The following is a 24,489-nucleotide window of genomic DNA, read 5'->3' as shown; positions in this document are numbered from 1 at the left end:
CTAAGTGCGATGCCAACACCAACCTCACCCTTTTTGCATTCCGCCTTTACCCTCAACGGCCTTTCTTTTGAAACGGTTGAAGAACTCGTAGCTTTCGCTGATAGCCTGGTAAGCGACGGTCATGAATACGAGGTGAGCGTAGGATTATTTCTGAAAGAATGGTTTGGCGTTGAAAAAGACATTCAATTGATAACTTCTGGCTCAACGGGAAAACCCAAAAAAATTCGGGTACCGAAGTCAGCTCTCATCAATAGTGCGATTGCTACCGGAACATTTTTCAAAATTCAGGAGGGTAAAAGCGCGCTTTTATGCTTATCAGCCGATTATATCGCAGGGAAGATGATGGTAGTACGGGCGCTTACGCTGGGTTGGGATCTCCATATTGTGGCACCCACCAAAGACGCATTGGTGGAGTACGACAACTCATATGATTTCGTCGCCATGGTTCCCTTGCAGGTGCAGCATTCTTTGGAAGCCATGAGTAAAGTGAAGAAAGTAATTGTGGGAGGAGCACCTATCTCCGCTTCGCTGGAAGAAGCGTTGCAGGATGTTGATTGTGAAGTGTTCGCCACCTATGGCATGACCGAAACGGTGAGTCATATTGCCATACGGCGTGTCAACGGACTCGCTCAATCGTCGGTGTACTCTGGCTTGCCCGGGGTGACGTTTGCCACAGACGATCGCGACTGCTTGATCATTCATGCCCCTGGCATTGCTGAAGATACAGTAATTACTAACGATATCGTATCGCTAAAATCGCCTACCTCCTTTGAATTTTTAGGAAGATATGATCATGTGATCAACTCGGGAGGCGTGAAGATCTTCCCCGAACACATTGAGCATGCCTTATCGGCCGCGATTGCCGAACCCTTCATTATTACTTCAGAGCCTGATGAAGCGTTAGGGCAGAAAGTAATACTGGTAATAGAATCGGGCGGAGCGTCCCTTTCCAATTATTCCGAAGCTATTGCCCAACTACCACCCTATGAGCGCCCCAAAAAGGTATATAGCTTATCGCGATTTCCCAGAACCGAGACGGGCAAGATCAAGCGGAAGGAGATTGGCGCCATCCTCAAAGGCTACGCTTAGGGTTCCCTCATTGAAACTAGCCGTTAGCTCATTCTAGGTTTTTATCGGTGTTTTCGAAAAGTACTTTTAAGGAAACTTAAAATCCACGTATATGAAAACACTAACTACTTTTATCTTATGTATGATCGCGATAGGATCGGCCTTTTCTCAAAAGGTTCCTATCATCAAAGTAGGTGACAGCCAATTGGGAGTCGCCAAACTTACCGTTCATTCTGAACTGATCGGAAATCGTTTATCAACTACGTACGAAATGGAATTCTACAATCCCACTTCGGAAGTATTGGAAGGCGAATTGAATTTTCCACTCGGCGAGAACCAAGCCGTAAATCGTTTTGCCTTAGATGTTTTTGGCACCCTACGTGAAGCTGTGGTGGTCCCCAAAGAACAAGGTCGTGTGGCCTTTGAAGCTGTAGTTCGAAGAGGGGTAGACCCGGCCTTACTAGAAAAAGGTTCCGGCAATACCTACAAAGCCCGAATTTACCCCATCCCCGCCAAGGGATATAAACGTGTGGTATTGGGCTATGAGGAAGAACTGACATATGCTGAAGGATACCATGTGAAATTGCCGTTCGATTTCGATCGTGCCTTGGAATCCTTTTCATTCCAACTGAAACATTACCAGGCTCAGGCTCCGCGTGTGCTGTCGGGTGCCGCTTATGTGAAACAATGGAGGCAGACCGATGCGGGCTACGAAGCTCGATACAGTGCCTCCAACACCACTGTAGCCCAACCTTTGCACCTCGTATTTCCCGGTGAGGAAGGCCTTCAAACCTATTTATTGGGCGATTATTTTTATGCCCACCAAACCTTGAAAACTCCTATTGTTCCAAGGCGTACGAGCGATACCCTTACGCTGCTTTGGGATGCGTCTTTGTCGATGCGAAATCGAAATATCGAAAAGGAATTAACCCTACTTTCTAAGTATATTGCTACGAAGCCTGCTATGGCGGTTTCTGTGATCGTTTTTAGCAACGCGGTACACGAAACACGAACGTTTCAGGTAACGCAAGGAGCTTCCGAAGAACTTACCGATTATTTACGAAAAACTACCTACGATGGTGGGACCTCCTTTACATTTCTGAAGCAACAGAAGTTATTAGGAGATGTGTTGCTTTGTAGTGATGGGCTCCCCACGCTGAGCGATTTTCCGAAGTCGGAAACACCGCCACTCTACATCATCAATAGCAAACGAGAAGGAAACCACGCCGCTATGAAAGCGCATACAGAGGCGTTTGGAGGCGCTTATATTAACTTAGAAACCCTTCCTATAAAGGATGGTTTAGAAAAGTTGACAAGCGTACCTTTGTCCGTTTTAGCCTACCAGACCAAGGGAGCGGCAGCCGAGTTATATCCCGCTGTTGGACATCGCCTTTCTTCGTCTATTTCGATTAGCGGAAAGAGCGCTTCAAAAGCGCCCATTGATGTTTTAGTGGGATATCAAGATACCGTGCTAGATACCTTACAAGTAACCTTTACAACGGCATCATCGGTTGCCGGGGTACCACGTATTTGGGCCCAAATGAAATTGCAAGAGCTTCAGAAAAAAAGCGAGGAGAACCAACAAAAGATTGTGTCTCTAGCTACAAATTTCAACTTGATTTCAGATCATACTTCTCTGATAGTACTCGAATCTGTACATGATTATATTAAGTATAACATTACGCCTCCGGAAGAATTAATGGCGGAATACCGACGTATCATGAAGGGCCGTGCGCGTGTGCGGATCACCGATGCCACTACCCCAGAAACGGAAGAGCCCAAAGAGTCGTCCATGGCCGTAGCGATGGAATCACTTCCTGAAGGTTCCGAAGTACGCGTAAGTGGCGTGATACGTGATCCCAATGGCGTTCCCTTACCCGGAGTGAATGTTATTGTAAAAGGTACTAGCATCGGGACGCAAACCAACTTCGATGGAGCGTTTTCGATAAGCGCGACCTCTGGAGCCGACTTGAGCTTTAGCTATGTTGGGTTTGAAACCTTAGAAACAACCATTACCGGAAACGGTAGCATCAATATTAGTATGGTTGAGAGTGCTGCTACCCTGGATGAGGTGGTGGTTACCGCGCAAGGAATACGCAAGGAATCGAGTGCCTTGGGATATGCGATAAGTACGGTACGGGCGGAAGATATTGAAAACCGCACCGAAGGTGATATTGCCCGTGTGATCTCCGGAAAAGCATCGGGCGTACAGGTTACCCAGCAAAGCGGCACCTCCGGTTCTGCCACCAATGTTATCATTCGGGGATACAATTCTATAACAGGTTCTAATCAACCACTATTTATTGTAGACGGAGTGCCCATGGCGAGCAATACCAATGCACAAGGGTCTTTTCTGGACGGAAATGTGGGCTCCTCCCGCATGCTGGATCTCGACCCTAATATGATTGCAGATGTAAAAGTGTTGAAAGGCTTGGCGGCCACCACCTTATATGGTTCAGAAGGACGTAATGGCGTGGTGATCATCACAACAAAATCTACGGCAGACCTTCCTACACCTACCTTAGGTACGGAAACCACACCCACCAACGAAGCCGAGAAACTGGCCCGATTGTTGGACGCTACCCCGTATGCCTTCTCGGTAGTATCGCTGCCTTATATTCAGAAGTTAGAACGTAGAGAAACGATCGCAGAGAAGTATGCACAGTACTTAGAAGATCGGGAGCAGATGATGGGTAATTCGTCTTACTTTATGGATGTCTACGACTATTTTGTGTCGCACGATGTTTCGTTAGCGCAACGTATCCTTTCGAACATTCCTGAACTGGATATGGATAATTACGAACTGTTAAAAGCATACGCCTATAAATTAGAAGCCGAAGATTCCTTAGAATTGGCGGCCTTCATTTACCAGAGAGTGGTTACTTTACGCAGTGAAGATGCGCAATCGTATCGTGATTTGGCCTTGGTGCTGGCACAGTTGGATAGGGAAGAGGAAGCGGTAGCGTTATTGAAAAAAATTAACCTTCCCGAGTTTTACAGCGATACGCATCGAAGGGCATTTTTAGGGATGGAACAAGTGAGTAGTAAAGAATTGGGACGTTTGGTACACAGTATTCCCTACCAGGCATCATTAAAGGGAATGCCTGTTGCCTCCCGTTCAAAGAACGAAATGGACGTTCGTGTGGTTGTAGATTGGAATCATAACGATACCGATATCGATTTGCATATCGTCGATCCTAATTTTGAGAAATGTATGTACAGCGCTCCCAAAACAAGTACAGGAGGTCAACTCACCGAAGATAGTACCGAAGGATTTGGCCCAGAAGAATTCAGCCAGATTCAAGCGCTGAAAGGAACTTACTATATCATGGTAGATTATTTTGACGATCGCTATCAAAAAATCGCTACCCCTACCTATCTAAAAGTTACCATCTATACCAATTATGGCAAACCTTCGGAAACCAAGGAAATCAAAGTACTTCGGTTAGCGTCGGAAGAGGAAACGCTTTTGGTGGGGTCGATTACCTTATGATTGGTACGCTTTTTGTAATTTTGCCGGTAACGATGAAAATGATGAATGTTATGAAATATCAATCTTGGATCTTATGTGCCTTATTTATCCTTGGAATGGGCGTTTCTTTGGAAGCTCAGAACCTAGGGCGCGTGCAACGTGGGCAGCGAGGCTATACGCCGCCGCCCTTAAAAACGGGCGATAAGAAGATGTATATTGAAGACGAGCTAGAGGATATTGATACAAAGATGGATATTTATCAGGCAGAATTGCAATTGGATGAGTTCGAAAAGGCGGTGATGAAAAACATGATCATCGATTACGAAACCCAACGCAAAGCCATGCTTCAGGATGAGACCATTGAATATCAAAAGAAGATGGAGCAGGTTGAAAAGTACAAGGAGGCATTGCGACAAGAGCTGCAGGTGTTTCTAACGGAAGAAGAGATTAGGACCTTTTCAAACATCCACTTCAATGACGATAAACTCGATAAGATCGTTAAGAAAAAGAAGAAAGAAAATAAGCGCAACAAGAACAATTAATGCGAACCTAAAAGCCTCCCGATAACTGGGAGGCTTTTTTTATATCCTAAGTTCTTCAAAAGCAATATTTTGTATCTTGGGGGTTCAATTGCATCCTAGTTTCCCCGATATTGATGCGCCAATATCACGATCATGAAAAATTGGATAGCACGCCACCCAAGGATTCTTTTCTTTGCCTGGTTGTTCGTTACGCTGCTTATTGTTATCAACAACGCACTGTTTCAAATCAACGAACTGGTATCAAGTCCGCAACACGGCTTGTTTGATACTGAGTCGCTGTTTGACCAGGTTTCCGCACTTATTCAAGCACAGTCTTCCACGGTATTCCATTATAAAGCCTTTTTCCTATTGGATGCTTTATGGGCTCCGATTACAATTGTTTTGATTGGTTACTTTATTCGATTTCTGAATGAGGTTGTGCTATTGCGGAGTAGGTCGTATACCTATTCGATGCTCGATTTCTATTATGTTATTGCCTGTATTGGATTGATTTTCGATTGGCTGGAAGGCTATCATTATTGGTTCTATGAGTTCTACGGAATTCAATTTGTGATGAATGCGAAGGTAGTCTGTTATGTCATTGCGCTGGGATTTGTTTTTTATGGAGTACTGAAGAAATATATCCTGCCCAATTTTCGAGATATCTTTCGCTTCGCGGAAACGTCTATCTTGAGTTTACTTTTTATTCTGATCGTGTACGCTTTGATTACCTTTATGCCTCAGGGCGGAACCTTGGTCGTTGATCTTTTTTATAATTGGTGGAATATTATTATACTGTTCGCCCTGCTCACCTTTCTTACCTTAATCATTTCTCATTTTCCTACCTATGTAGATATTTGGCGCTACGGAAATACCGAATGTGTCACCTTAGAAATGCAAAAACAGCATGTTTTTGGATGGGGACTTATTTATTACTACCCTACCAAAAAAGGAGAGGATACCAACCAATGGGAGATGGAGCAAAAAAAGTACAACCGACCGCTAGTGAAGAAAATGCGTCGCAGTTTAGGGATTCTGTTATATGTGGCTGTGTTTGGTATTATGATCGATGTTGCGACACGGTTTTTTGAATATGAAATTACCGCCATTGGTTTATCATTTCTCATCTTGGTTATGACACTTTGGGTTTACGATCAAAACGGAAAACGTTACAACAGGTGGCGTGCTACACTAAAAGGAACTGGCGTTCCAGAAGCTGCGAAGGCTGCGACAGTTCATGAAATTATTGCCTATGTAAAATGGTTTCCAGCCTATTTTCTTTTTGCGACCGCCTGTGTCATCTTTACGGCTTTGATGGCAGCGTTTTACGATTGGAGCCGTGTTACCGTGGTGCTGTTTATGATCACCTTAGGGTTACAAATGTTCCTCTATGTATATTTTAAACTTTGCCGTACCCATTTCAAGTATGTGTTCTTTAACGACCCATTGTACAAGGCAAAAAAGGAAATGTTTACGAAGACAACATTGCAGCTCTACGAAGCTTACGATCCGAAATATGGCAAACGAGCAAACCGCTTGCAGCGTTTTGTCGGCCGACTGAGCGACAATCTGAGGTACCTTAACTTGATGCGAGTTGCCGGAATTACTTCATTTATCACTATTTTAATTGCAAACTTTTCGTTTACATTTACCACATGGTTAAATCCCATTGTAATCATTTTATTATATATCATTTTCTTCTATTCTGCTATAATCATTACGTTCAAGCACGTAGTGTATTACCATCGTAAATATCCTACTCCCTCTAAAGAAGAAAGGCAAAAAAGCCTTGAGGAAGGCTATAATAAGTCGGTTCGAAAGGCTGAATTTTTTAAATACGGAATACCGGTGCTTACCTTTATTCTTGTAGTTATGGCTACGTTTTTTGCGAGCAAACCGAACGATCTTCATGAACTGAATCTCATTGATAGGAAGGAACCGCCTATGGATTACCAAGAGTTTTTCGGAAATCTTGTAGATGAAAATCCCCAAGGAAAACAAAATTATTTCTTTGTAGGATCGTATGGGGGAGGTTTAAAAGCAAATCTATGGAATTTGGTATTGCTTTCGGAACTGGAGCGAGTTAGCCAAGGAAAATTTCTAGAACGTACAGCAGTGCTTTCGGGTGTTTCTGGTGGTGCCGTGGGAATTGGTAATTACGCGAGTTTGCTATGCGAGCAAGAAGGCTATGCCAATATTCAACAGAGAATTACACAAATTGGAACCTCTAATGTACTTTCAAATGAACTTACCTATTTATTAGGAAAAGATTGGATTAGGGAATATTTGCCGTTTTTTAAATACAAAGGTCAAGATCGCTCCTTTAAAAGTATGCAGCTTCATGCCAAACATACAGGGATGGATAGTATTTTTAATGAAGTAAGTTATACGGATTACTGGAAAAAACTTTATGATTCTAAAAAGCAAAAATTTCCATTGCTTATTATGAACACTACTGCCGTAAGAGGCGGACAAGGAGTATCTTCTACAGTATCTTTTCCAAAAAATACCTTTCCGGGTGCTTTAGAGGTTAACAAGTTTTCAGGTCAAAATAAGAATAAGGATTTAACTTTTTTTGGAGCTATTTCTACGACCAATCGTTTTCCTTTTTTAAGCCCCACGGCAAAAATACCTGGGAAAGGAAGTTTTTTAGACGGAGGGTACTTTGATAATTCTGGAATGTTAACTGTATTAGAGGTTTACAATACGATAAGCAGAGATTCAGATTTAAATTTTAATAAGAGGATCAATCCAATTTTCATCAACATAATTAACTCCCAAGATATATATATTGTAAGGAAGATGAAAGATTGGGGTATTACGCCAAAAGCAAACAGAGAAACAGGAGAGATAGGAGCTGTCATCGGAACAATAACTGATATCGACAAACTAATTCGATATACCCAAGGAAAAATTTTAAAAACATACCGTGATGAGGTCTGTGAGAATAATATTATGATGCCTCATAAAATAACCTACAGAAAGGTAAAACAAGTGTTAAATGCTGAGGTAGACCAACCGCTTCGCTTGATGGATTCTATTGATGCGCATAACCGACTCATAGATTCGGTACTCAATCGATATCCGCAATACAACTATCAACAATGGGGTGTGGTAGAACCCCCTTTAGCACGCTTGCTAAGCCTTCCCGCGGTAGAATATCAAAAAGCCATGGTTTCAATGCATCCAGAAGTACAAAAAGCTATAGCGCGTATCAATAATCTTTATATAAAAACAGATACCATCGAAACGCGGAAAACACAAGATCGGGTGATGGAGGTTCAGCAACAAGCGTATCAGAAGAATGCAAAAAAGATAAAAATTTCACCCAAGGATTAGCTTCTGCCTGAAAAACCTTTTATTTTTAGGGTAAATCGATTTACTATGCGAATTGCCTCTCTACTCTTTTGTTTGATATTACTTTCCAATGTTTCGGCCCAATCCATCCTCCCAGAGCGCGATCGAGCGCAACTAAAAAATGAGATTCTGGCAGAACGGTTTAATGTACTGCTTCCACAATTGATGGATCGTACGGGGATCGACATGTGGGTGCTTATTTCACGAGAGTACAATGAAGATCCCGTGATGAAAACCATGTTACCCGCTACCTGGCTGAATGCCCGCCGTAGAACCATGCTAGTTTTTTATCGGAATAAAGCTGAAAATACCATCGATAAACTAGCCGTGGCACGTTATGATGTAGGTGAAAACATCAGCTCGGCTTGGGATAAAGAGGCTGAACCCGACCAGTGGAAACGTCTGGTACAGCTTATTTCAGAAAGAAATCCTCAAAAAATTGGGATTAATATTTCAGATGACTTCGGAATTGCAGACGGACTCGTAGCTACCGATCATCAATTGTTGAAAGAAGCACTGCCTGAGAATTTGGAGAATAAGTTGGTCTCAGCGGAAAACCTCGCCGTCGCCTGGATCGAAACTCGTACCCAAAAGGAGATCGGGATCATGGAAGACTTGGTGCAACTCACCCATGACGTGATTGCGGAAGCTTTTTCTTCGGAAGTAATTACACCCGGAAAAACGTCAACAGACGATGTAGTTTGGTGGATGCGACAGAAAGTGACCGATCTTGGGCTGGAAACCTGGTTTCACCCTACCATTGATATTCAACGAAGCGATGAAGCCCTCAAAAGTCATATTGAATCCTTTTCAAAACAGAAAGAAAAGAAAGTCATTTTGCCGGGGGATCTCTTGCATTGCGATTTCGGAATTACCTACCTTGGCTTGAATACCGATTGTCAACAACATGCTTATGTGTTAAGACAAAACGAAACCGAAGTTCCCGCATTTCTTTCCGAAGCATTTGCCACAGGCAATCGCGTTCAGGATGCCTTTACCGCACAGTTTGAAACCGGGAAAAGCGGAAACCAGATCTTGCTTGCTGCCTTGTCTAAAGCCAAATCGGAAGGACTACGTCCCTCCATCTATACGCATCCTTTGGGATTGTACGGACATAGCGCCGGACCCACCATCGGAATGTGGGATTCTCAGGGAGGCGTTCCCGGAACCGGTGATTATCCATTGTATCCCAATACTGCCTATGCGATCGAATTGAATAATACGGTGTTTGTTTCCGAATGGAAGAAAGACGTGCGCATTATGTTGGAAGAAGCCGGCTTGTGGACGGAAAACGGCTTCCGATATGTGAACAAACGACAAGAAAAAATTAGACCGATTTCCTACTAGGCTACTCTTCTCCGGGTTGTTTTAGCTCGAATCCTTCTTTCGCTTTGGCGTCGTTCACCATTTTTTTGACGTCTGCCAACAATTGTTTTGCATTGTAGATAATTCCGTCTTTGATGGTGTACTTCACGCCACCCACGCGTACGACTTCATTGTCTTCGGTTAGCTTGATGGCTCCGGTTCCGTAGAGCACTTTCAAATTCTGAAGTGGATTTTCCTCCACGATCACAAAATCGGCTAGCTTTCCTACCGCTACCGAACCAATTTCGGCATCCATACCAAGGGCTTCGGCTCCATTCAATGTTGCCGACTGTATCACTTCTAAAGGATGAAAGCCTGCCTCCCGAAGCAATTCTAATTCACGGATGTAGGCAAAACCATACAATTGAAAAATAAAACCGCTATCGGATCCCGCTGTTACACGACCCCCACGGTTTTTGTATTCATTCACGAACGTCATCCATAATTGGTAGTTTTCTTTCCATGCCACTTCTTCTTCAGTACCCCAATAATGCCAATAACTCCCATGGCTAATTTTTGAGGGTTGATAGAAGCGCCAAAGAGAGGGCAGGGTGTAATCTTCGTGCCATTCCGCTCGGCGTGCTCGGTGTAAATCTCTGCTGGCCTCATAAATATTGAAGGTTGGATCGATAGTAAAATCTAATGCGATCAACTCCTCCATAACCGCATTCCAATGCTCAGAATACGGTTTAGCCGCTTGCTTCCATAGTTTTCCGGCTTCCCCAAACCGGTGCTGTTCGTTATTGTAGTTATAATTTAAGGGGTAATGCTGCACCGTACGATCATCAAATAAGGCTTCCGGGAGGCCGTACCAATGCTCCATTGAGGTCAATCCTGCTCGCGCAGAATGCAATACGTTCCATTTGGCAACGCTCAATTGGGCGTGATGCATGGCCGAGCGTAATCCTAACTTTTTATTTTCATCCAAAGCGGCTGTCATGATATTTGGTTCCGCTCCAAAAAATTTAATGCCGTCAGCGCCTTTTTTGGCGTTCTTCTGAACCCATTCACGGGCTTGCGCCTCGGTGCTTATAGGTTGGTCACTGCCTTGTCCGAATCCCGTATACGCCAGTACGCGTGGCGCGATGATTTCATTAGCGGCGCTTTTCTTTTTAAGATCGAGTGTCCAATCGATGCCTCTTCCCGAGGGTTCACGGACGGTAGTGATGCCGTGTGCCATCCATAATTTGAACACATAATCCCAATTGGCCCCTTGTGCTACGCCACCAATGTGGCCGTGCATGTCTATAAAACCGGGCAGTAAGTACATGCCAGAAGCATCCAATTCTTTTCCACCCGATTTCAATTTAGGCCGCTTTGCGTTGTCGATGGGAACGCCTGGATATCCCACTACCGAAATATCAGTGATTCGATTTTCTTCAACGGTAATGTCTACCGGACCTATGGGTGGGGCGCCATTTCCATTGATGAGCGTAACGCCACGTATGATCAATTGAGAAAACGGTCCTTCTTGTCGTGGCTGTGCCATGAGTGAAAGGAGACAACAAAAGAGAAAGCAGAGGAAGAGAATAGCTTTTTTCATAGGATGGTTTTATCAGACTAAAGTAAGGAAATTATACGAGCGCTCTACTCTTAGCTCATTGGCTCAGCCGACTTCCTGGTGTAGCGATAAAATAGAAAGGCAGCGAAGGCGCCAATGCCTGCAAAAATACTCAACATGATAAAGACATGTTGATGGCCTTCGATTCCCGGAGAAGCATCCAGTAAATACCCCATAGCAGGGCCGGCGAAGATGTCTGGCGTGTAGCCAACAAGCGATATGATTCCCACAGCAGTTCCCGTTAACACCACAGGAACGTGACCTTCTCTCATGGCGGCAAAGTAGAGTGCGCGAACACCATAGATCCCGGTGGCGATGATCACTAGCGAGAGGAGAAACAACAACTCAAAGGTGGGCGTGATGATGCCCGAGGCAAAAACTAGTGCTCCTGCCACGCTCAAAAGAAAACAAATAAAAAGCCATTTGGTAACAGAAGAGGAGTCTGCAATAAATCCAATCGCGATTCCGACCACGGGACGCGTAAACAATAAAATGGTACCCACCTGAGCACTTTCAACGCCGTCAAATAACAGCACTTCGTAGGCGTACTGCGAAAAGACATCTGTGATCTTGTACCCTACGTACCCACACAGGATAATGATCATTAACAACCAAACCGAACGGAGCCGCAAGACAGCCACAATGTGATGCCATGTGATTCTTTCAATCACCACCTTTTCATTTTCTTCGGAAGGCGAATGCATAAAAAACCAAACGAGGAAGCCTATGAGTCCGACCAGCAAAGAAGAGATCCAGATGACCCAGCGAAAGGCTTCCGAAGCATTAGAGCTTACGTTCTCTGCCACCGATTCGATGACGAATAGCGAGAAAATAAACACCCCCAGACTACCAAATAAGGCACCCACGAGTCCGCGACCTCCATCCAGAAACCCGAAGGCTTTCCCCTGACTGGTGCTTCCTCCCCAGATCCGTGTGGCTTTTATCATGGCGGCCCAGAGCAGAAAAATGGTAGTAAAGCCCCAATAGCCGTAGAGTATTTTCAGCACGAAATAGGAAGGGAACTGTGCATATACCCAACCTCCGGCAGCAGTGGTCCATAGCGAAATAGCGATCAGTTTTCTCGGTGGAAATCGATCGGCCAGGGGGCCGCCTAGAATGTAGGCGAACAAGGCTACCATTCCATATACCGAGAAACAGGCACCCAATTCCCAATTGCTTAATTGAAAAACTTCCAATACGGTAGGACGAAATATCCGTGCTAAGACAAAGGGAAGAATAAACACGGCTTCTCCTGCGAGAATCAGAAGAGCAATGATATGAAGATTTTTGGTTCGCTTGATCGCCTGCAGCATGTGCTACAAGGTAGCCAAATCTTTGTTACACTTGCAACACCCCCATATTAAATTGTCTTTCGATAGGAGCTTGATCGGCCGCTTCGATCCCCATAGCGATCCATTTTCTCGTGTCGGCCGGTTCTATCACTGCGTCGGTCCATAATCGGGCCGCGGCGTAATAGGGCGAGATTTGCTCGTCGTACCGCGCTTTGATCTTATCGAATAGTTTTTTCTCTTCTGCTTCGGAAAGTTTTTTGCCTTCCTTTTTCAAAGAAGCCGTTTCAATCTGAAGCAATACCTTGGCAGCACTATTTCCGCTCATCACGGCTAACTCGGCACTGGGCCATGCAGCGATCAATCGGGGGTCATAGGCTTTTCCACACATGGCATAATTGCCCGCCCCGTAGGAGTTCCCGATAACGATGGTGAATTTGGGGACCACACTGTTGCTTACGGCATTCACCATTTTTGCGCCGTCTTTGATAATACCGCCATGTTCACTTTTGCTACCTACCATAAAGCCGGTTACGTCTTGTAAGAAGACCAATGGAATTTTTTTCTGATTGCAATTTGCGATGAATCGCGTGGCTTTGTCGGCGCTATCACTATAAATCACACCACCAAATTGCATCTCACCTTTTTTAGTTTTTACCACTTTTCGCTGATTGGCAACAATCCCCACAGCCCATCCTTGAATACGCGCATACCCGGTTAGGATGGTTTGGCCGTAGCCTTTTTTGTATTCTTCAAATTCAGAATCATCAACCAAACAGTTAATGATGGCACGCATGTCATATTGTTCGCTACGCAGTTTGGGAAGGATACCGTACACATCCTCTATTTTTTCTTTGGGTTTTTTAGCAGCTACCCGGTTGAATCCTGCGGAAGCCGGAGCCCCTATTTTTGAAACAATGTTCTTGATAGTATCAAGCGCGTCTTTATCGTCTTCAGCCTTATAATCGGTAACCCCGCTGATCTCGCAGTGTGTAGTGGCTCCCCCAAGGGTTTCATTATCGATGGATTCTCCAATAGCTGCTTTCACCAAATAGCTTCCCGCCAAGAAAATACTTCCTGTTTTGTTGACAATCAAAGCTTCATCGCTCATGATGGGAAGATAGGCGCCACCGGCCACACAACTGCCCATAACCGCAGCAATCTGAGTAATTCCCATGCTGCTCATCACCGCATTATTTCGAAAGATGCGGCCAAAGTGCTCCTTATCCGGAAAGATCTCATCCTGCATGGGCAGGTACACCCCGGCGCTGTCTACCAGGTAAATGATAGGTAGTTTGTTTTCGATAGCAATTTCTTGGGCCCGCAAATTTTTCTTGCCGGTAATGGGAAACCAGGCACCCGCTTTCACGGTAGCATCATTGGCAACTACCATACATTGCTTGCCTTGAATGTACCCGATTTTGACCACTACGCCGCCGCCAGGACATCCGCCGTGCTCTTCATACATTCCTTCACCTGCGAAGGCCCCGATTTCGATGGCATTCTTTCCTTCATCCAATAAGTAATTAATACGTTCGCGGGCGGTCATCTTGCCTTTGGCATGATGTTTATCAATCCGTTTTTGTCCGCCTCCCAACTTCACTTGAGCCAGACGTTTGCGTAAATCGCTTACTAATAATTTATTGTGGTCTTCGTTTTTGTTGAAGGTTAAATCCATTGCCATCTTCGGTTTGTCCAAAAATACGAAATGACGGGCATACGTGTCGAAATTCTATAAAGAATTCCCGATATTTGTTAGCTGTGCCGAAGGTTAAAAAACTGTCGGTGCCTTGCGTTACGGATTGAAGGAAGCTACCCTGCCGCTGGCCGGTAGCCCTGAAAGCCGGACCCGCCCCTGGCGGGGAACGCCCAAAAAATAATAGATATGATGAATAAAAATACAGTATTGGCTTGGGCCACCTTTATAATGATTGTCGTGGGACTCGGTTTGATTGCGCTGGGTGCCTTTAAATATGATGATGTAGCCGGATGGGGCTTTGCTTCGGTAGGGCTTGGCTTTTTTGCGATTGCCTGGGTATTCAATGCCCTGAAAGGACGCGTGTAACGTATCCATATTTTATCTAACCTAATAATTTCAACACATGTCAGACGATAAGAAGGTCATATTTTCCATGTCGGGTGTCAGTAAAACGTACCCGAGCGCTCAGACACCGGTTCTTAAGAATATTTATTTGAGTTTTTTCTATGGAGCCAAGATCGGAATCCTGGGATTGAACGGTAGCGGAAAATCTACCTTGCTCAAGATTATTGCGGGGGTCGAAAAGAACTATCAAGGCGATGTGGTTTTCGCTCCGGGGTATACGGTTGGGTACTTAGAACAAGAACCTCAATTGGATGAAGACAAAACCGTTCTGGAAGTAGTTAAAGAAGGGGTTGGTGAGGTCGTAGCCGTATTGGATGAGTACAATAAGATCAACGATATGTTTGGCCTTCCGGAAGTCTATGAAAATCCGGATAAGATGCAGGAGCTCATGGATAAGCAAGCGAAGCTTCAAGATCAGATTGATGCCAGCAATGCCTGGGAGCTCGATACCAAGCTTGAAATTGCGATGGATGCCTTGCGCACACCAGAAGCCGATAAGAAGATCGCGGTATTGTCGGGTGGGGAACGCCGTAGGGTGGCCTTATGCCGATTGTTGCTGAAAGAACCGGACGTATTGTTGCTGGATGAACCTACTAACCATTTGGACGCCGAGAGTGTGCATTGGTTAGAACATCATTTGGCGCAGTACAAAGGCACGGTGATCGCCGTGACCCACGACCGTTATTTTTTGGATAATGTGGCCGGATGGATCTTAGAATTAGACCGTGGAGAAGGGATACCCTGGAAAGGAAACTACAGTTCTTGGTTAGATCAGAAATCCAAACGTTTGGCACAAGAACAGAAACAAGCCAGCAAGCGCCAAAAAACCTTGGAACGGGAGTTGGAATGGGTGCGTATGGCCCCGAAAGGACGCCAATCAAAACAAAAGGCGCGTCTGAACAATTACGATAAGCTATTAAATCAAGACCAAAAGCAACTGGATGACAAGCTAGAAATCTACATTCCTAACGGTCCGCGGTTAGGAACCAACGTGATCGATGCCCAAGGAGTTTCCAAGGCTTTTGACGAGAAGTTATTATACGAAGATCTCAATTTCAAATTGCCACAGGCGGGGATTGTGGGAATTATTGGGCCCAATGGAGCCGGAAAAACCACCATCTTCAAAATGATCATGGGTGAAATAGAACCCGACAAAGGAAACTTTGAAGTAGGGGAGACCGCCAAGATCGCGTATGTGGATCAGGCGCATAGCAATATTGAACCCAATAAAACGATTTGGGAGAACTTTAGCGACGGCCAAGAGTTGATTATGATGGGCGGCCGACAAGTAAATTCACGTGCGTATTTGAGCAGATTTAACTTCAGCGGAAGCGAACAAAACAAAAAAGTCTCCATGTTGTCGGGAGGAGAGCGCAACCGCCTCCATCTGGCGATGACACTAAAAGAAGAAGGGAATGTACTTTTACTCGATGAGCCTACCAATGATCTTGATGTCAATACGCTTCGCGCTCTGGAAGAAGGTTTAGAAAACTTTGCCGGCTGTGCGGTAGTGATTTCTCACGACCGCTGGTTCTTAGATCGAATTTGCACGCACATTTTAGCGTTTGAAGGGAACAGTCAGGTGTACTTCTTTGAAGGCGGATTTAGCGATTACGAAGAAAATAAGAAACAACGTTTGGGCGGTGATCTGCTTCCGAAGCGCATCAAGTACAAAAAGTTGATTCGGTAATGCCGTATGACTCCATAAAAGTCATTGCCTTTGACGCCGATGATACCCTCTGGGTAAACGAACCATTGTTTCGCGATGCGGAAAAGCGATTTTGTGAATTGATGCAGGATTATTTGCCTTCCGAAGCCTGCCAGGAACGTTTGTTTGCCGTAGAGATGAAGAACTTGCCGTTATATGGCTACGGCATTAAACCCTTTGTGTTGTCGCTCATTGAAGCGGCGATCACCCTTTCGGAAGGAACCGTCCCCTTATCTGTTATTCAACAATTAATGGACATCGGTAAAGAAATGTTGCAAGCACCTGTTGCGGTATTAGAGGGCATTGAGCCCACCTTGAAAGCATTGGCACCCCATTACGAATTAGTGATGGCAACTAAAGGTGATCTGTTAGATCAAGAGCGAAAACTGGAAAAAAGTGGGTTGGCCTCTTATTTCCATCATATTGAGATCGTTAGCGATAAAACCGAGGCTCAATACCATAAGCTGGTCACTCAATTAGATATTCGTCCCGAAGAATTTTTGATGGTGGGGAATAGTGTCAAGAGTGATATTCTTCCGGTGTTGGCGATTGGCGCCTTCGCGTTTCACATTCCGTTTCATACTACCTGGGCACATGAAGAGGTAAAGGAACCGGTGGAACACCCTAATTTTCAATTGCTTTCAAACGCTACTCAGTTAAAGACCATCTTGTCGCAAGAATAATAAGTCAATGTGTTTTGAAACATTACTCCAATCGCTTGCGATAGTTCTCAAATACTTGTATAAATTCTCGATTCGGTTTCAATTTTCGCATGGCTGCGTTAAAATAGGCGATCAGTTGCGGTCGGTTGGGATGATTTGGGGCGAGCGCATCGTTTTGCTCAGCGTCTACAATACTAAGTGTCGCAAAATAAGCAGCACTCGTTTCAGTACCGCTGGCGGCGATGGTAAAAGCGCTTCCGCCTTGAAATAATTCTTTCTCATTCCATACCAATTGGGGGAGTTGGTCTTCGTACCTACCATACAGCGATAGATCCCAGGGCCCCAATTCGTTGTAGAGCAACTTCATGCTATTGCGTACATCCGCCACTTGATAAAAATGTAACTCGTAGAAGGTAAGGGTGTCGGCACCATTCACGACCGTTACCGGGACTACTTCAGAAAAGGGCAGCGAAGATCTCGCCGGGCGACAACTTTCCGTGAGCACGAATAGCCCAACAAGACCAATGCATAAGCAGATTGCTGAAACCATGTACGACGCGAGACCCTTCATACGCACTAAGATACGATATAAACATGTATCAAGAGAAGGGCGAGGGCGGTTATCGCGGGAAGCGCCTGCACTACAAATATTTTCTTTGAAGCCGTAAGACCTCCAAAAATTCCTGCAATGACCACACACGTCAGAAAAAATATACTTACGCGTGCCCACCAAAGCGGATCTTCAATAAAAAAGGTCCACAGCAACCCTGCCACCAGAAAGCCGTTATAAAGTCCTTGATTGGCTGCCATAGCTCTTGTGCTTGCGAAGAAGTCTTTCGGAAACCCTCTAAAAATTCTGGGTCCGGTGGTTGCCCAGGCAAACATTTCGAAGTAAAGAAAATACGCATGCAATAGCGCGATGAGCCCGATAAGAAGATTGATCAGAAGTTCCATTGCTAAGGTGTTAGTGAAAGGAAAGGTAAGTTTTTTTTACAAGTGACAGCGGTGTCGGGGTTTCTTATTTCGGAATTCCCCGCGGAAAGTTCTAAGTCGGGAACATTTGATTTCGAGAGAAGATAAAGTATCTTTATGCTTTGACAAAACTTCTTCTATGAAACGCATTTCAATTCTCCTATCTTTTTTGCTAGCAGTGACTTCACTACAGGCGCAACTTCAGAAAAAATTTGAACCCTTAGATGTCTTCGAACTTGAATATGCCGGAGACCCTCAGATTTCACCTGATGGCACTCACGTCATCTACCGAAGAACTGGTTTCGATATCATGAAAGACCGCGCTGTTGGAGATTTATGGATCGTTAGCGTCAACGATCAAAAGATTCACCACAAGCTCACTGCACTGGAGGGCAGCGAGCGTTCTGCACGCTGGTCGCCTTCCGGCGATCGGGTCGCATTTGTACGAAGTACCGAGGAAGGTAGTGAGATTTATTTGTACTGGATGGAATCTGGTGCCCTGGCGAAACTTACCCAATTAGAGGGGTCTCCTTCGTCCCTTACCTGGTCTCCAGACGGATCGCAGTTAGCGTTTAGCATGAAGGTGAAGGCGAAGCCTCCCGTATTGGCGAAAATGCCATCGAAGCCTAAAGGGGCGAAATGGGCCGATTCGCCACGAATTACAGACCGACTCAAACATGAGGCAGATGGTGCGGGCTATATCACTCCGGGGTTTTATCATCTTTTTACGATTCCTTCGGAAGGAGGATCCCCCCGACAGCTCACGGAAGGCGAACGCAATTATCGCGGAAGTTTATCTTGGTCTCCCGATGGCCAGCGAATTTACTTGTCAACGAATTTGAACGAGGACTGGGAATACGATTTCCGAAACAGTGAAGTATATGCCATAAATACGAACACCTTACTATACGAGCAACTCACGGATCGTCCCGGTCCCGATGCTTCCCCAATAATCTCGCCCGATGGGAAGCACCTTGCGTACATTGGTTTTGAAGATAAGGTTCAGGCCTATCAAACGCGAAAATTGCATCTCATGGATGCTCGAGGGAATAACCAGCGGGTTTTGTCTGGCGGTTTAGACCGAAGTATCTCAGATGCTCAGTGGGCTTCCGATAGTAAAGGACTGTACATTCAGTATAACGATATTGGCAAAACCAAAATTGGGTACATAGACCTAAACGGGAAGGTAACCGATCTGGTAGATAATGTGGGAGGAACTACTTTAGGACGACCCTATGCAAGTGGTAGCTTTTCCCTTTCCAAGAACGGTACCATTGCGTATACCTTATCTACCACAGACCGCCCTGCCGACGTGGCGATTGTGAGTAAAAGAAATATGAATCCCACCCTTATTACAAATCTTAATAGAGACCTTTTGGACTATCGCCTGATGGCGAAGGTAGATGAAATTCGATATACTTCTTCGGTAGATGGTAGAGAATTACAAGGATGGATCATGTATCCGCCAGATTTTAATAAACGCAAGAAATATCCATTGATTGTCGAAAATCACGGAGGCCCTATTCTAAATTACGGTCCGCATTTCTCTGCCGAAATGCAATTGTACGCGGCAGCGGGGTATATGGTATTTTATCCGAATCCAAGAGGAAGCACCAGTTATGGTGAAGAGTTCGGGAATTTGCTATATAACAATTATCCCGGGGAAGACTACAACGATGTCATCGACGGTGTAGAAGCTGTTATCGCTCGCAAAAAAACAGACCCCGATCGCTTGTACGTTACCGGAGGAAGTGCCGGAGGGATTATGACCGCATGGATCATCGGTAAGACCAATCGCTTTAAGGCAGCCGTTGTGGCGAAGCCGGTAATGAATTGGATCAGTAAAACCCTGGTGGCAGACAATTACTACGGGTATGCAAATTCACGCTATCCTGGACAGCCCTGGGAAAATTTTGAAACCTACTGGAAATTTTCGCCGATATCGTTGGTTGGCAATGTAGAAACTCCCACCATGGTCATGGTAGGGATGAACGATTTGCGAACGCCTCCCAGTGAAGCAAAGCAATTATATCATGCGTTGAAGCTTCGGAAGATCGAAACAGTATTGGTTGAGATTCCGGAGGCGTCTCATGGAATCGCTTCGCGCCCCAGTAATTTGATCACTAAAGTTGCGCACACGATCGCGTGGTTCGACAAATTTGACAAAGAAGATTCCGAAGAGAAATAGCGCTAGCAAGAACGCAATCTAATTAATCTTTAACACCTGAACGGAAGTTTGGTTCCCCGCTTTGGTTACGATAAAGAGGCTTGAATTATTAGTATCGTCCATAGAGGCATACCGTTCTTCTCCAATTATTTTATTGACAAATTGAGGGGTTGTATTGCTGTGCCCCACTACCAGCACCGTCTTCCCCTTCGTAGCTTCTTGAAAAAAGGGATTGTTTAAATCGTTGGGGTTGTAGGTGGTAATTTCCAGGTTTTTACTCTTTGCGGTAGGAGAGGCCGTCATGAGCGTGCGGGTGTATTCTGTGGAATAAACAGCGTCCAGCGGCACTTCCGCAAGCACTTCTGCCCAATTCTCGGCACGGAAAAATCCTTTTTTGGTCAACTCAGGATCCGAATTGTTCGGATTACTTCGGTCTTTTTCGGCATGACGAATTAGATAATAGGTGGTAATTTCTATGGGCGATGCAGTGGTAATTGAATCATTTGCAGTTTGTGCATTGCCATTCGACATACAACAGCTGCTAAGGATAAGAAAGAATAGGAGCTTTTTCACGTTCAAAATTTTTTTAAAAATACAAAAACCACCGAAGTGGTTTCTATTCTAATTCAAAATAAATAGTTGATCGGAACGTAAAAAATCCTCTGAAGTTATAGAAACGTTCAGAGGATGTGTGTTACAGGTACTGAGAGGCGGTGATTAGCGTATACGATAGAACCACTAAGGTTACAGAAGCTACATACACGGCCAAAGCCTGATTTCTTTTGGGTTGAAGTTTTGTTTTCATGGTATTGGTGTTGGTTTTCATCTTAAAGTTTTATTTGATTGATGTACTAAATAGACGAGTCAATTAAGATTTTGTTACAACTAATGTTGCTTACTATTCTTGAATTGTTGCTTTAAGATGCTGAAATGTAGCTTTGTATGATTAAATTGTTCGGCTGTCTAGTAAATAGTGATTTGGTAAAACAATAACATTTTGTTCCTAATCTTTGGCTTTTCTTTATTACTAAGTGCAGTTGATGCTATGTATCTTGTATATAATTCTAACAATAAATAATAACGCTATGAATTCTGAACAGTTAAAAGGAAAGTGGAACCAGATTAAAGGAAAAATGAAACAGGAATATGGCATTCAAGCCAATGACGATGAAACCTTTTCTGAAGGAAAGTTTGACGAACTAGTAGGTCGGGCTCAAGAAAAGACCGGCAAAACGAAAGAAGATATCAAACGAGAAATCTCTAGTTGGTAAACTACCTAAAATACCAAAACCACCCTCATCATTCGATGGGGGTTTTTTTATGTTCGTCCACCAAGGTGTAATTGAGAAATCCTATTAACATTTCATCGGTACTCTGAATTCCAAAATGTAGTTCTTGGGACGGATCCGGATTGAGTGGGTTTTGCCAGGAGTTGTCATAGGTTCCTTCCACTAAAATCACCGACCCTTTTTCTACTCGTACGGGTTGTTTCAATTTGTATAAATATTGCCAGTTAAAATTATAATCTGGAACCGAAATCAAGGTATTCTGTTGACCAGAAGGGGTAACAACCGACATTTTAATGCTACTACCGCGATAATGCATATGCGGTACCAAGTAGTGGATGTCAATGGTTTCTGTGAGGGTATCGGCAACTTGCAGTGCAACTTTTTCTCCATAGGGAGGAATAGTGAAATTCGTATTCGACGGCGAGAGCGCGTAAAATTCTTTTTCAGGTGGCGTTTCGTAATAATAAAAACCAAGTTGGGTGACGTCTTCTTCCACTTTTCCGGTAGGGGTATAATGAATTTGAATGGTTAGTTGGGTTCCTTTCTTTAGAAAAACTCCGGTGCCTTCCGGAAATGAAGTGTTTTGATCGATTCCTCCCCCCAGCGCAATGTAGTTATCAGTCCAAGGTCGCGCCGGACGGTTAACGACCCTACTTTTTTTGTTCGTTTCTTTATTGGTAAGTACAATATGATGGACGGCCTTGGTGCTCCCTGGTTGGATGCCTACACCTTGTAACCAGGTATCTTTTGTGAGCCCTAATGAAAATGTTTGATAGCGATAAGGAATGATACCGGTCGCCGGAATTTTTTCGGGTTGCAAGGTAATTATGGTATCAGGAACTCCCAACGGCCATTTCTCTGTTTTCTGCGGAAGTTCCGCGAGGGGGTCGCTTCCTGCTCCGCGTTCCATTCCTGTTTCAATCCATCGATATAGCGTATAGGCGCTGCTGTCTGCTAGAGAAAAGTTATTCTCAAATGCACCTATATGCGGATCGGCTTTCCAAGGAGGCATTCTTTTGCTTAGCAATACTTGCTTTATGGTAGCAGACCATCCTTTTATGGTCTGATAGTCGGTCATTGACCACGGCGCAAGGCCGTCGTCTTTATGACAGCGTACACAATGGTTGGTGAGTAGGGGAGCAATATCATCGGTATAGGTGAAGGTCTCTTCTCTCATTTGCGACCTTCTACTCACCGTACATCCTTTGGCCATGGCGGTAGATTCGGGGAGTGGAGTGTCGTTTAAAATCGCATCCAAGGCCTCTCGAGCATAGGTTTCGGTGGGAGGGCGCTGTGCTTCGTAATCAAGTCGGTTGTTGATGGGCCCTCGAAACAGGACGTTACGGGTGGTGGGGTGAAGGATGATCAGTTCTGAAGTAAGCGTAATATCGAGCGCTTCCGCCAGCAATTGAGCATCGTCCATAAGCACCGGCACCGGAAAATCATACGCCTGAGTTTCTTCCTTCACTTCGTGGCGATCGTCTTGCAACTGACTGTTCAGCATGAAGAACACAAAAGGTTCGGAAGCGTAGTCAGCTACGAGCTGTTTGAAATCCGACATCGCATTCCGAACGATGGGGCAGCCATTGCCTTGTATCCAGAGCACGATGGCTTTTTGGTCGTTATATCGTGAAAACCGATGAAATCCACCCTTAGCGTCAAACAGCGCGTAATCGTTTTGACGACTATCTTGAACAGGGCCAGAAGGCGCATTTTCACAGCTCATGCTAAGCCAAAGCAGGCAGCATACTAAAACGCGATACATGATTTTCATGGGGCGAAAATACAGAATTATTCGTTGTGAATGGGATTGCGAAAGTATTTCACGGGCGCTACAAGTTTTAGACATAGCGGGCCCTCAGCATCCCTCCAGGGGGATTTTTCCGAAGAGGGCAAGAAAAACCCTGTGATAATCTCAGCGTATATCCCTTGGTTGTTATTGTCATATGTAGTAAGTTGTGCTTCAGAATATTAAACTAATTAACTCTTACTTATGAAACGTACCAAACTCCTCATTGTGGCTCTACTCATCATGGCGCCGCTTACCCAAATCAACGCTCAGTTCTTTAAAAAGCTTACTAAAAGTGTGGAACGAAGTGTGGAAAATACGATCGAACGAAAGGTTTCCAACAAAGCTGCAGAAAAAACCGGCGAAGCCGTGGATGAAGTGCTGGAGGAAGACGAAACTACTAGCACCAAAAAGAAACGCGAACGACGCAGTAGCTCTACGATGCCTATCGGCATGGGTGGGATGGAAGCTGTTCCTGCAGTCTATGATTTTGAATGGGTGTATCGCTTGAAGATGGTATCGCCGCGCTCTAGAAATAATATGGAAATGGAGTATTATTTAAAAAAGGATGCCGCCTATTGGGGAGCGCAATTTTATCAAGATGGTGAATCGGTGAGTCCGAGTTTCATGGTCTATGACACCAAAATTAATAAGATGGTCATGTTTATGGATCAAGGCGGAACGAAGATGGCAATGGCGACGAAGTTGCCCAAAGGAATTGTTGATGCTGCCACAGAAGAAAGCGACTATGAAGATTATACGATTAAAGAGATACCCGGGAAAACAATTTTAGGATACGATTGTGAAGGGTATCAGATGGAAAACGAAGAGTACAAATACGTAATGTACATTACCTTTGACGCACCTGTGAGCTTTACCGACATGTTCGGCAGCGATAAGATGCCAGAAGACTTTAATCCCGACTGGTTGATGAAAGGAGATGTAGAAGGGATGATGATGGAAATGGATATGGACGACAAGAACTCAAGTCGCAATGATATGAAGATGAGCTGCGTGGCCTTAGAGAAAAAAGACGTCACCATTCGGAAATCAGATTTCCAGTAGAAGAACTTCATTTTAACAAAAAAACCACCCGTAACCAAGCGGCTACGGGTGGACTAACCAACCAAATATAGGGTTGCATTTCCGGGTATCTCACTTCCGG

At 44.6% G+C, this 24,489-nt stretch carries 19 protein-coding genes; 11 read left to right on the top strand and 8 right to left on the bottom strand.

Annotated elements, in window-relative coordinates; genetic code table 11:
- Positions 1-9 precede the first annotated feature (9 nt).
- From PO830_RS02250 to PO830_RS02230, 5 genes are all read left to right on the top strand, one after another.
- Positions 10-1,089, top strand: a complete 1,080-nt coding sequence (locus PO830_RS02250; RefSeq protein ID WP_272851905.1) for an AMP-binding protein — start codon at positions 10-12, stop codon at positions 1,087-1,089.
- 91 nt (positions 1,090-1,180) lie between these two features.
- Complete coding sequence (locus PO830_RS02245; protein WP_272851904.1) at positions 1,181-4,561, top strand: VIT domain-containing protein; 3,381 nt, start codon at positions 1,181-1,183, stop codon at positions 4,559-4,561.
- Positions 4,562-4,611: 50 nt separating this feature from the next.
- Positions 4,612-5,082, top strand: coding sequence for a hypothetical protein (locus PO830_RS02240; RefSeq protein ID WP_272851903.1), 471 nt, complete (start codon positions 4,612-4,614; stop codon positions 5,080-5,082).
- Positions 5,083-5,214: 132 nt separating this feature from the next.
- A complete protein-coding gene (locus PO830_RS02235; RefSeq protein WP_272851902.1) occupies positions 5,215-8,400 on the top strand; it encodes a hypothetical protein in 3,186 nt (1,061 codons plus the stop codon).
- 45 nt (positions 8,401-8,445) lie between these two features.
- Positions 8,446-9,765 (top strand): M24 family metallopeptidase, encoded by a 1,320-nt coding sequence (locus PO830_RS02230; protein ID WP_272851901.1) that lies wholly within the window; start codon positions 8,446-8,448, stop codon positions 9,763-9,765.
- 1 nt (position 9,766) lies between these two features.
- On the opposite strand, the gene PO830_RS02225 is transcribed toward PO830_RS02230, so the two are convergent.
- Genes PO830_RS02225 through PO830_RS02215 form a run of 3 tightly spaced genes read right to left on the bottom strand, consistent with a single transcriptional unit; the run spans position 9,767 to position 14,311 of the window.
- On the bottom strand, positions 9,767-11,326 hold the full coding sequence (locus PO830_RS02225; protein ID WP_272851900.1) for an amidohydrolase family protein: 1,560 nt from the start codon (positions 11,324-11,326) through the stop codon (positions 9,767-9,769).
- Positions 11,327-11,376: 50 nt separating this feature from the next.
- Positions 11,377-12,657, bottom strand: a complete 1,281-nt coding sequence (locus tag PO830_RS02220; protein WP_272851899.1) for an MFS transporter — start codon at positions 12,655-12,657, stop codon at positions 11,377-11,379.
- A gap of 25 nt (positions 12,658-12,682) precedes the next feature.
- A complete protein-coding gene (locus tag PO830_RS02215) occupies positions 12,683-14,311 on the bottom strand; it encodes an acyl-CoA carboxylase subunit beta (RefSeq protein WP_272852019.1) in 1,629 nt (542 codons plus the stop codon).
- A 210-nt stretch (positions 14,312-14,521) separates the two neighbouring features.
- Between PO830_RS02215 and PO830_RS02210 the strand changes: the two genes are divergently transcribed.
- From PO830_RS02210 to PO830_RS02200, 3 genes are read left to right on the top strand one after another with little or no spacing between them, the layout of a single operon-like run.
- Positions 14,522-14,698 (top strand): CAL67264 family membrane protein, encoded by a 177-nt coding sequence (locus tag PO830_RS02210; protein WP_272852018.1) that lies wholly within the window; start codon positions 14,522-14,524, stop codon positions 14,696-14,698.
- Positions 14,699-14,735: 37 nt separating this feature from the next.
- On the top strand, positions 14,736-16,427 hold the full coding sequence (gene ettA, locus PO830_RS02205) for an energy-dependent translational throttle protein EttA (RefSeq protein ID WP_272851898.1): 1,692 nt from the start codon (positions 14,736-14,738) through the stop codon (positions 16,425-16,427).
- Entirely contained in the window at positions 16,427-17,128 is a 702-nt protein-coding gene (locus tag PO830_RS02200; protein ID WP_272851897.1) for an HAD family hydrolase, read from the top strand. Before ettA ends, PO830_RS02200 begins: the two co-directional genes overlap by 1 nt.
- 22 nt (positions 17,129-17,150) lie before the next feature.
- Here the strand turns inward: PO830_RS02200 and PO830_RS02195 are convergent, their stop codons facing one another.
- The gene (locus PO830_RS02195) at positions 17,151-17,678 is read right to left on the bottom strand and encodes a hypothetical protein (RefSeq protein WP_272851896.1); all 528 of its coding nucleotides are present in this window, start codon (positions 17,676-17,678) and stop codon (positions 17,151-17,153) included.
- A 5-nt stretch (positions 17,679-17,683) separates the two neighbouring features.
- On the bottom strand, positions 17,684-18,061 hold the full coding sequence (locus PO830_RS02190) for a DUF1304 domain-containing protein (RefSeq protein WP_272851895.1): 378 nt from the start codon (positions 18,059-18,061) through the stop codon (positions 17,684-17,686).
- 157 nt (positions 18,062-18,218) lie between these two features.
- Between PO830_RS02190 and PO830_RS02185 the strand changes: the two genes are divergently transcribed.
- Positions 18,219-20,267 (top strand): S9 family peptidase, encoded by a 2,049-nt coding sequence (locus tag PO830_RS02185; protein ID WP_272851894.1) that lies wholly within the window; start codon positions 18,219-18,221, stop codon positions 20,265-20,267.
- Between the two features lie 18 nt (positions 20,268-20,285).
- Here PO830_RS02185 and PO830_RS02180 read toward each other — a convergent pair whose 3' ends face one another.
- Positions 20,286-20,819 (bottom strand): SixA phosphatase family protein, encoded by a 534-nt coding sequence (locus PO830_RS02180; RefSeq protein WP_272851893.1) that lies wholly within the window; start codon positions 20,817-20,819, stop codon positions 20,286-20,288.
- Between the two features lie 121 nt (positions 20,820-20,940).
- Positions 20,941-21,072 carry a hypothetical protein gene (locus tag PO830_RS02175; RefSeq protein WP_272851892.1) on the bottom strand — a complete coding sequence of 44 codons (132 nt, stop codon included), beginning with the start codon at positions 21,070-21,072 and terminating at the stop codon, positions 20,941-20,943.
- Between the two features lie 259 nt (positions 21,073-21,331).
- Between PO830_RS02175 and PO830_RS02170 the strand changes: the two genes are divergently transcribed.
- Positions 21,332-21,517 carry a CsbD family protein gene (locus tag PO830_RS02170; protein ID WP_272851891.1) on the top strand — a complete coding sequence of 62 codons (186 nt, stop codon included), beginning with the start codon at positions 21,332-21,334 and terminating at the stop codon, positions 21,515-21,517.
- 28 nt (positions 21,518-21,545) lie between these two features.
- Here the strand turns inward: PO830_RS02170 and PO830_RS02165 are convergent, their stop codons facing one another.
- Positions 21,546-23,300, bottom strand: coding sequence for a redoxin domain-containing protein (locus PO830_RS02165; RefSeq protein WP_272851890.1), 1,755 nt, complete (start codon positions 23,298-23,300; stop codon positions 21,546-21,548).
- Positions 23,301-23,528: 228 nt separating this feature from the next.
- Here PO830_RS02165 and PO830_RS02160 point away from each other — a divergent pair, with 228 nt between their 5' ends.
- A complete protein-coding gene (locus tag PO830_RS02160; protein ID WP_272851889.1) occupies positions 23,529-24,389 on the top strand; it encodes a DUF4412 domain-containing protein in 861 nt (286 codons plus the stop codon).
- Positions 24,390-24,489 lie beyond the last annotated feature (100 nt).

The sequence above is a fragment of the Altibacter sp. HG106 genome (assembly GCF_028561755.1).
Lineage (GTDB): Bacteria > Bacteroidota > Bacteroidia > Flavobacteriales > Flavobacteriaceae > DFVG01.
The sequence above is the reverse complement of the archived record's forward strand: the minus strand, read 5'-3'. Positions and strand labels throughout refer to the sequence as shown.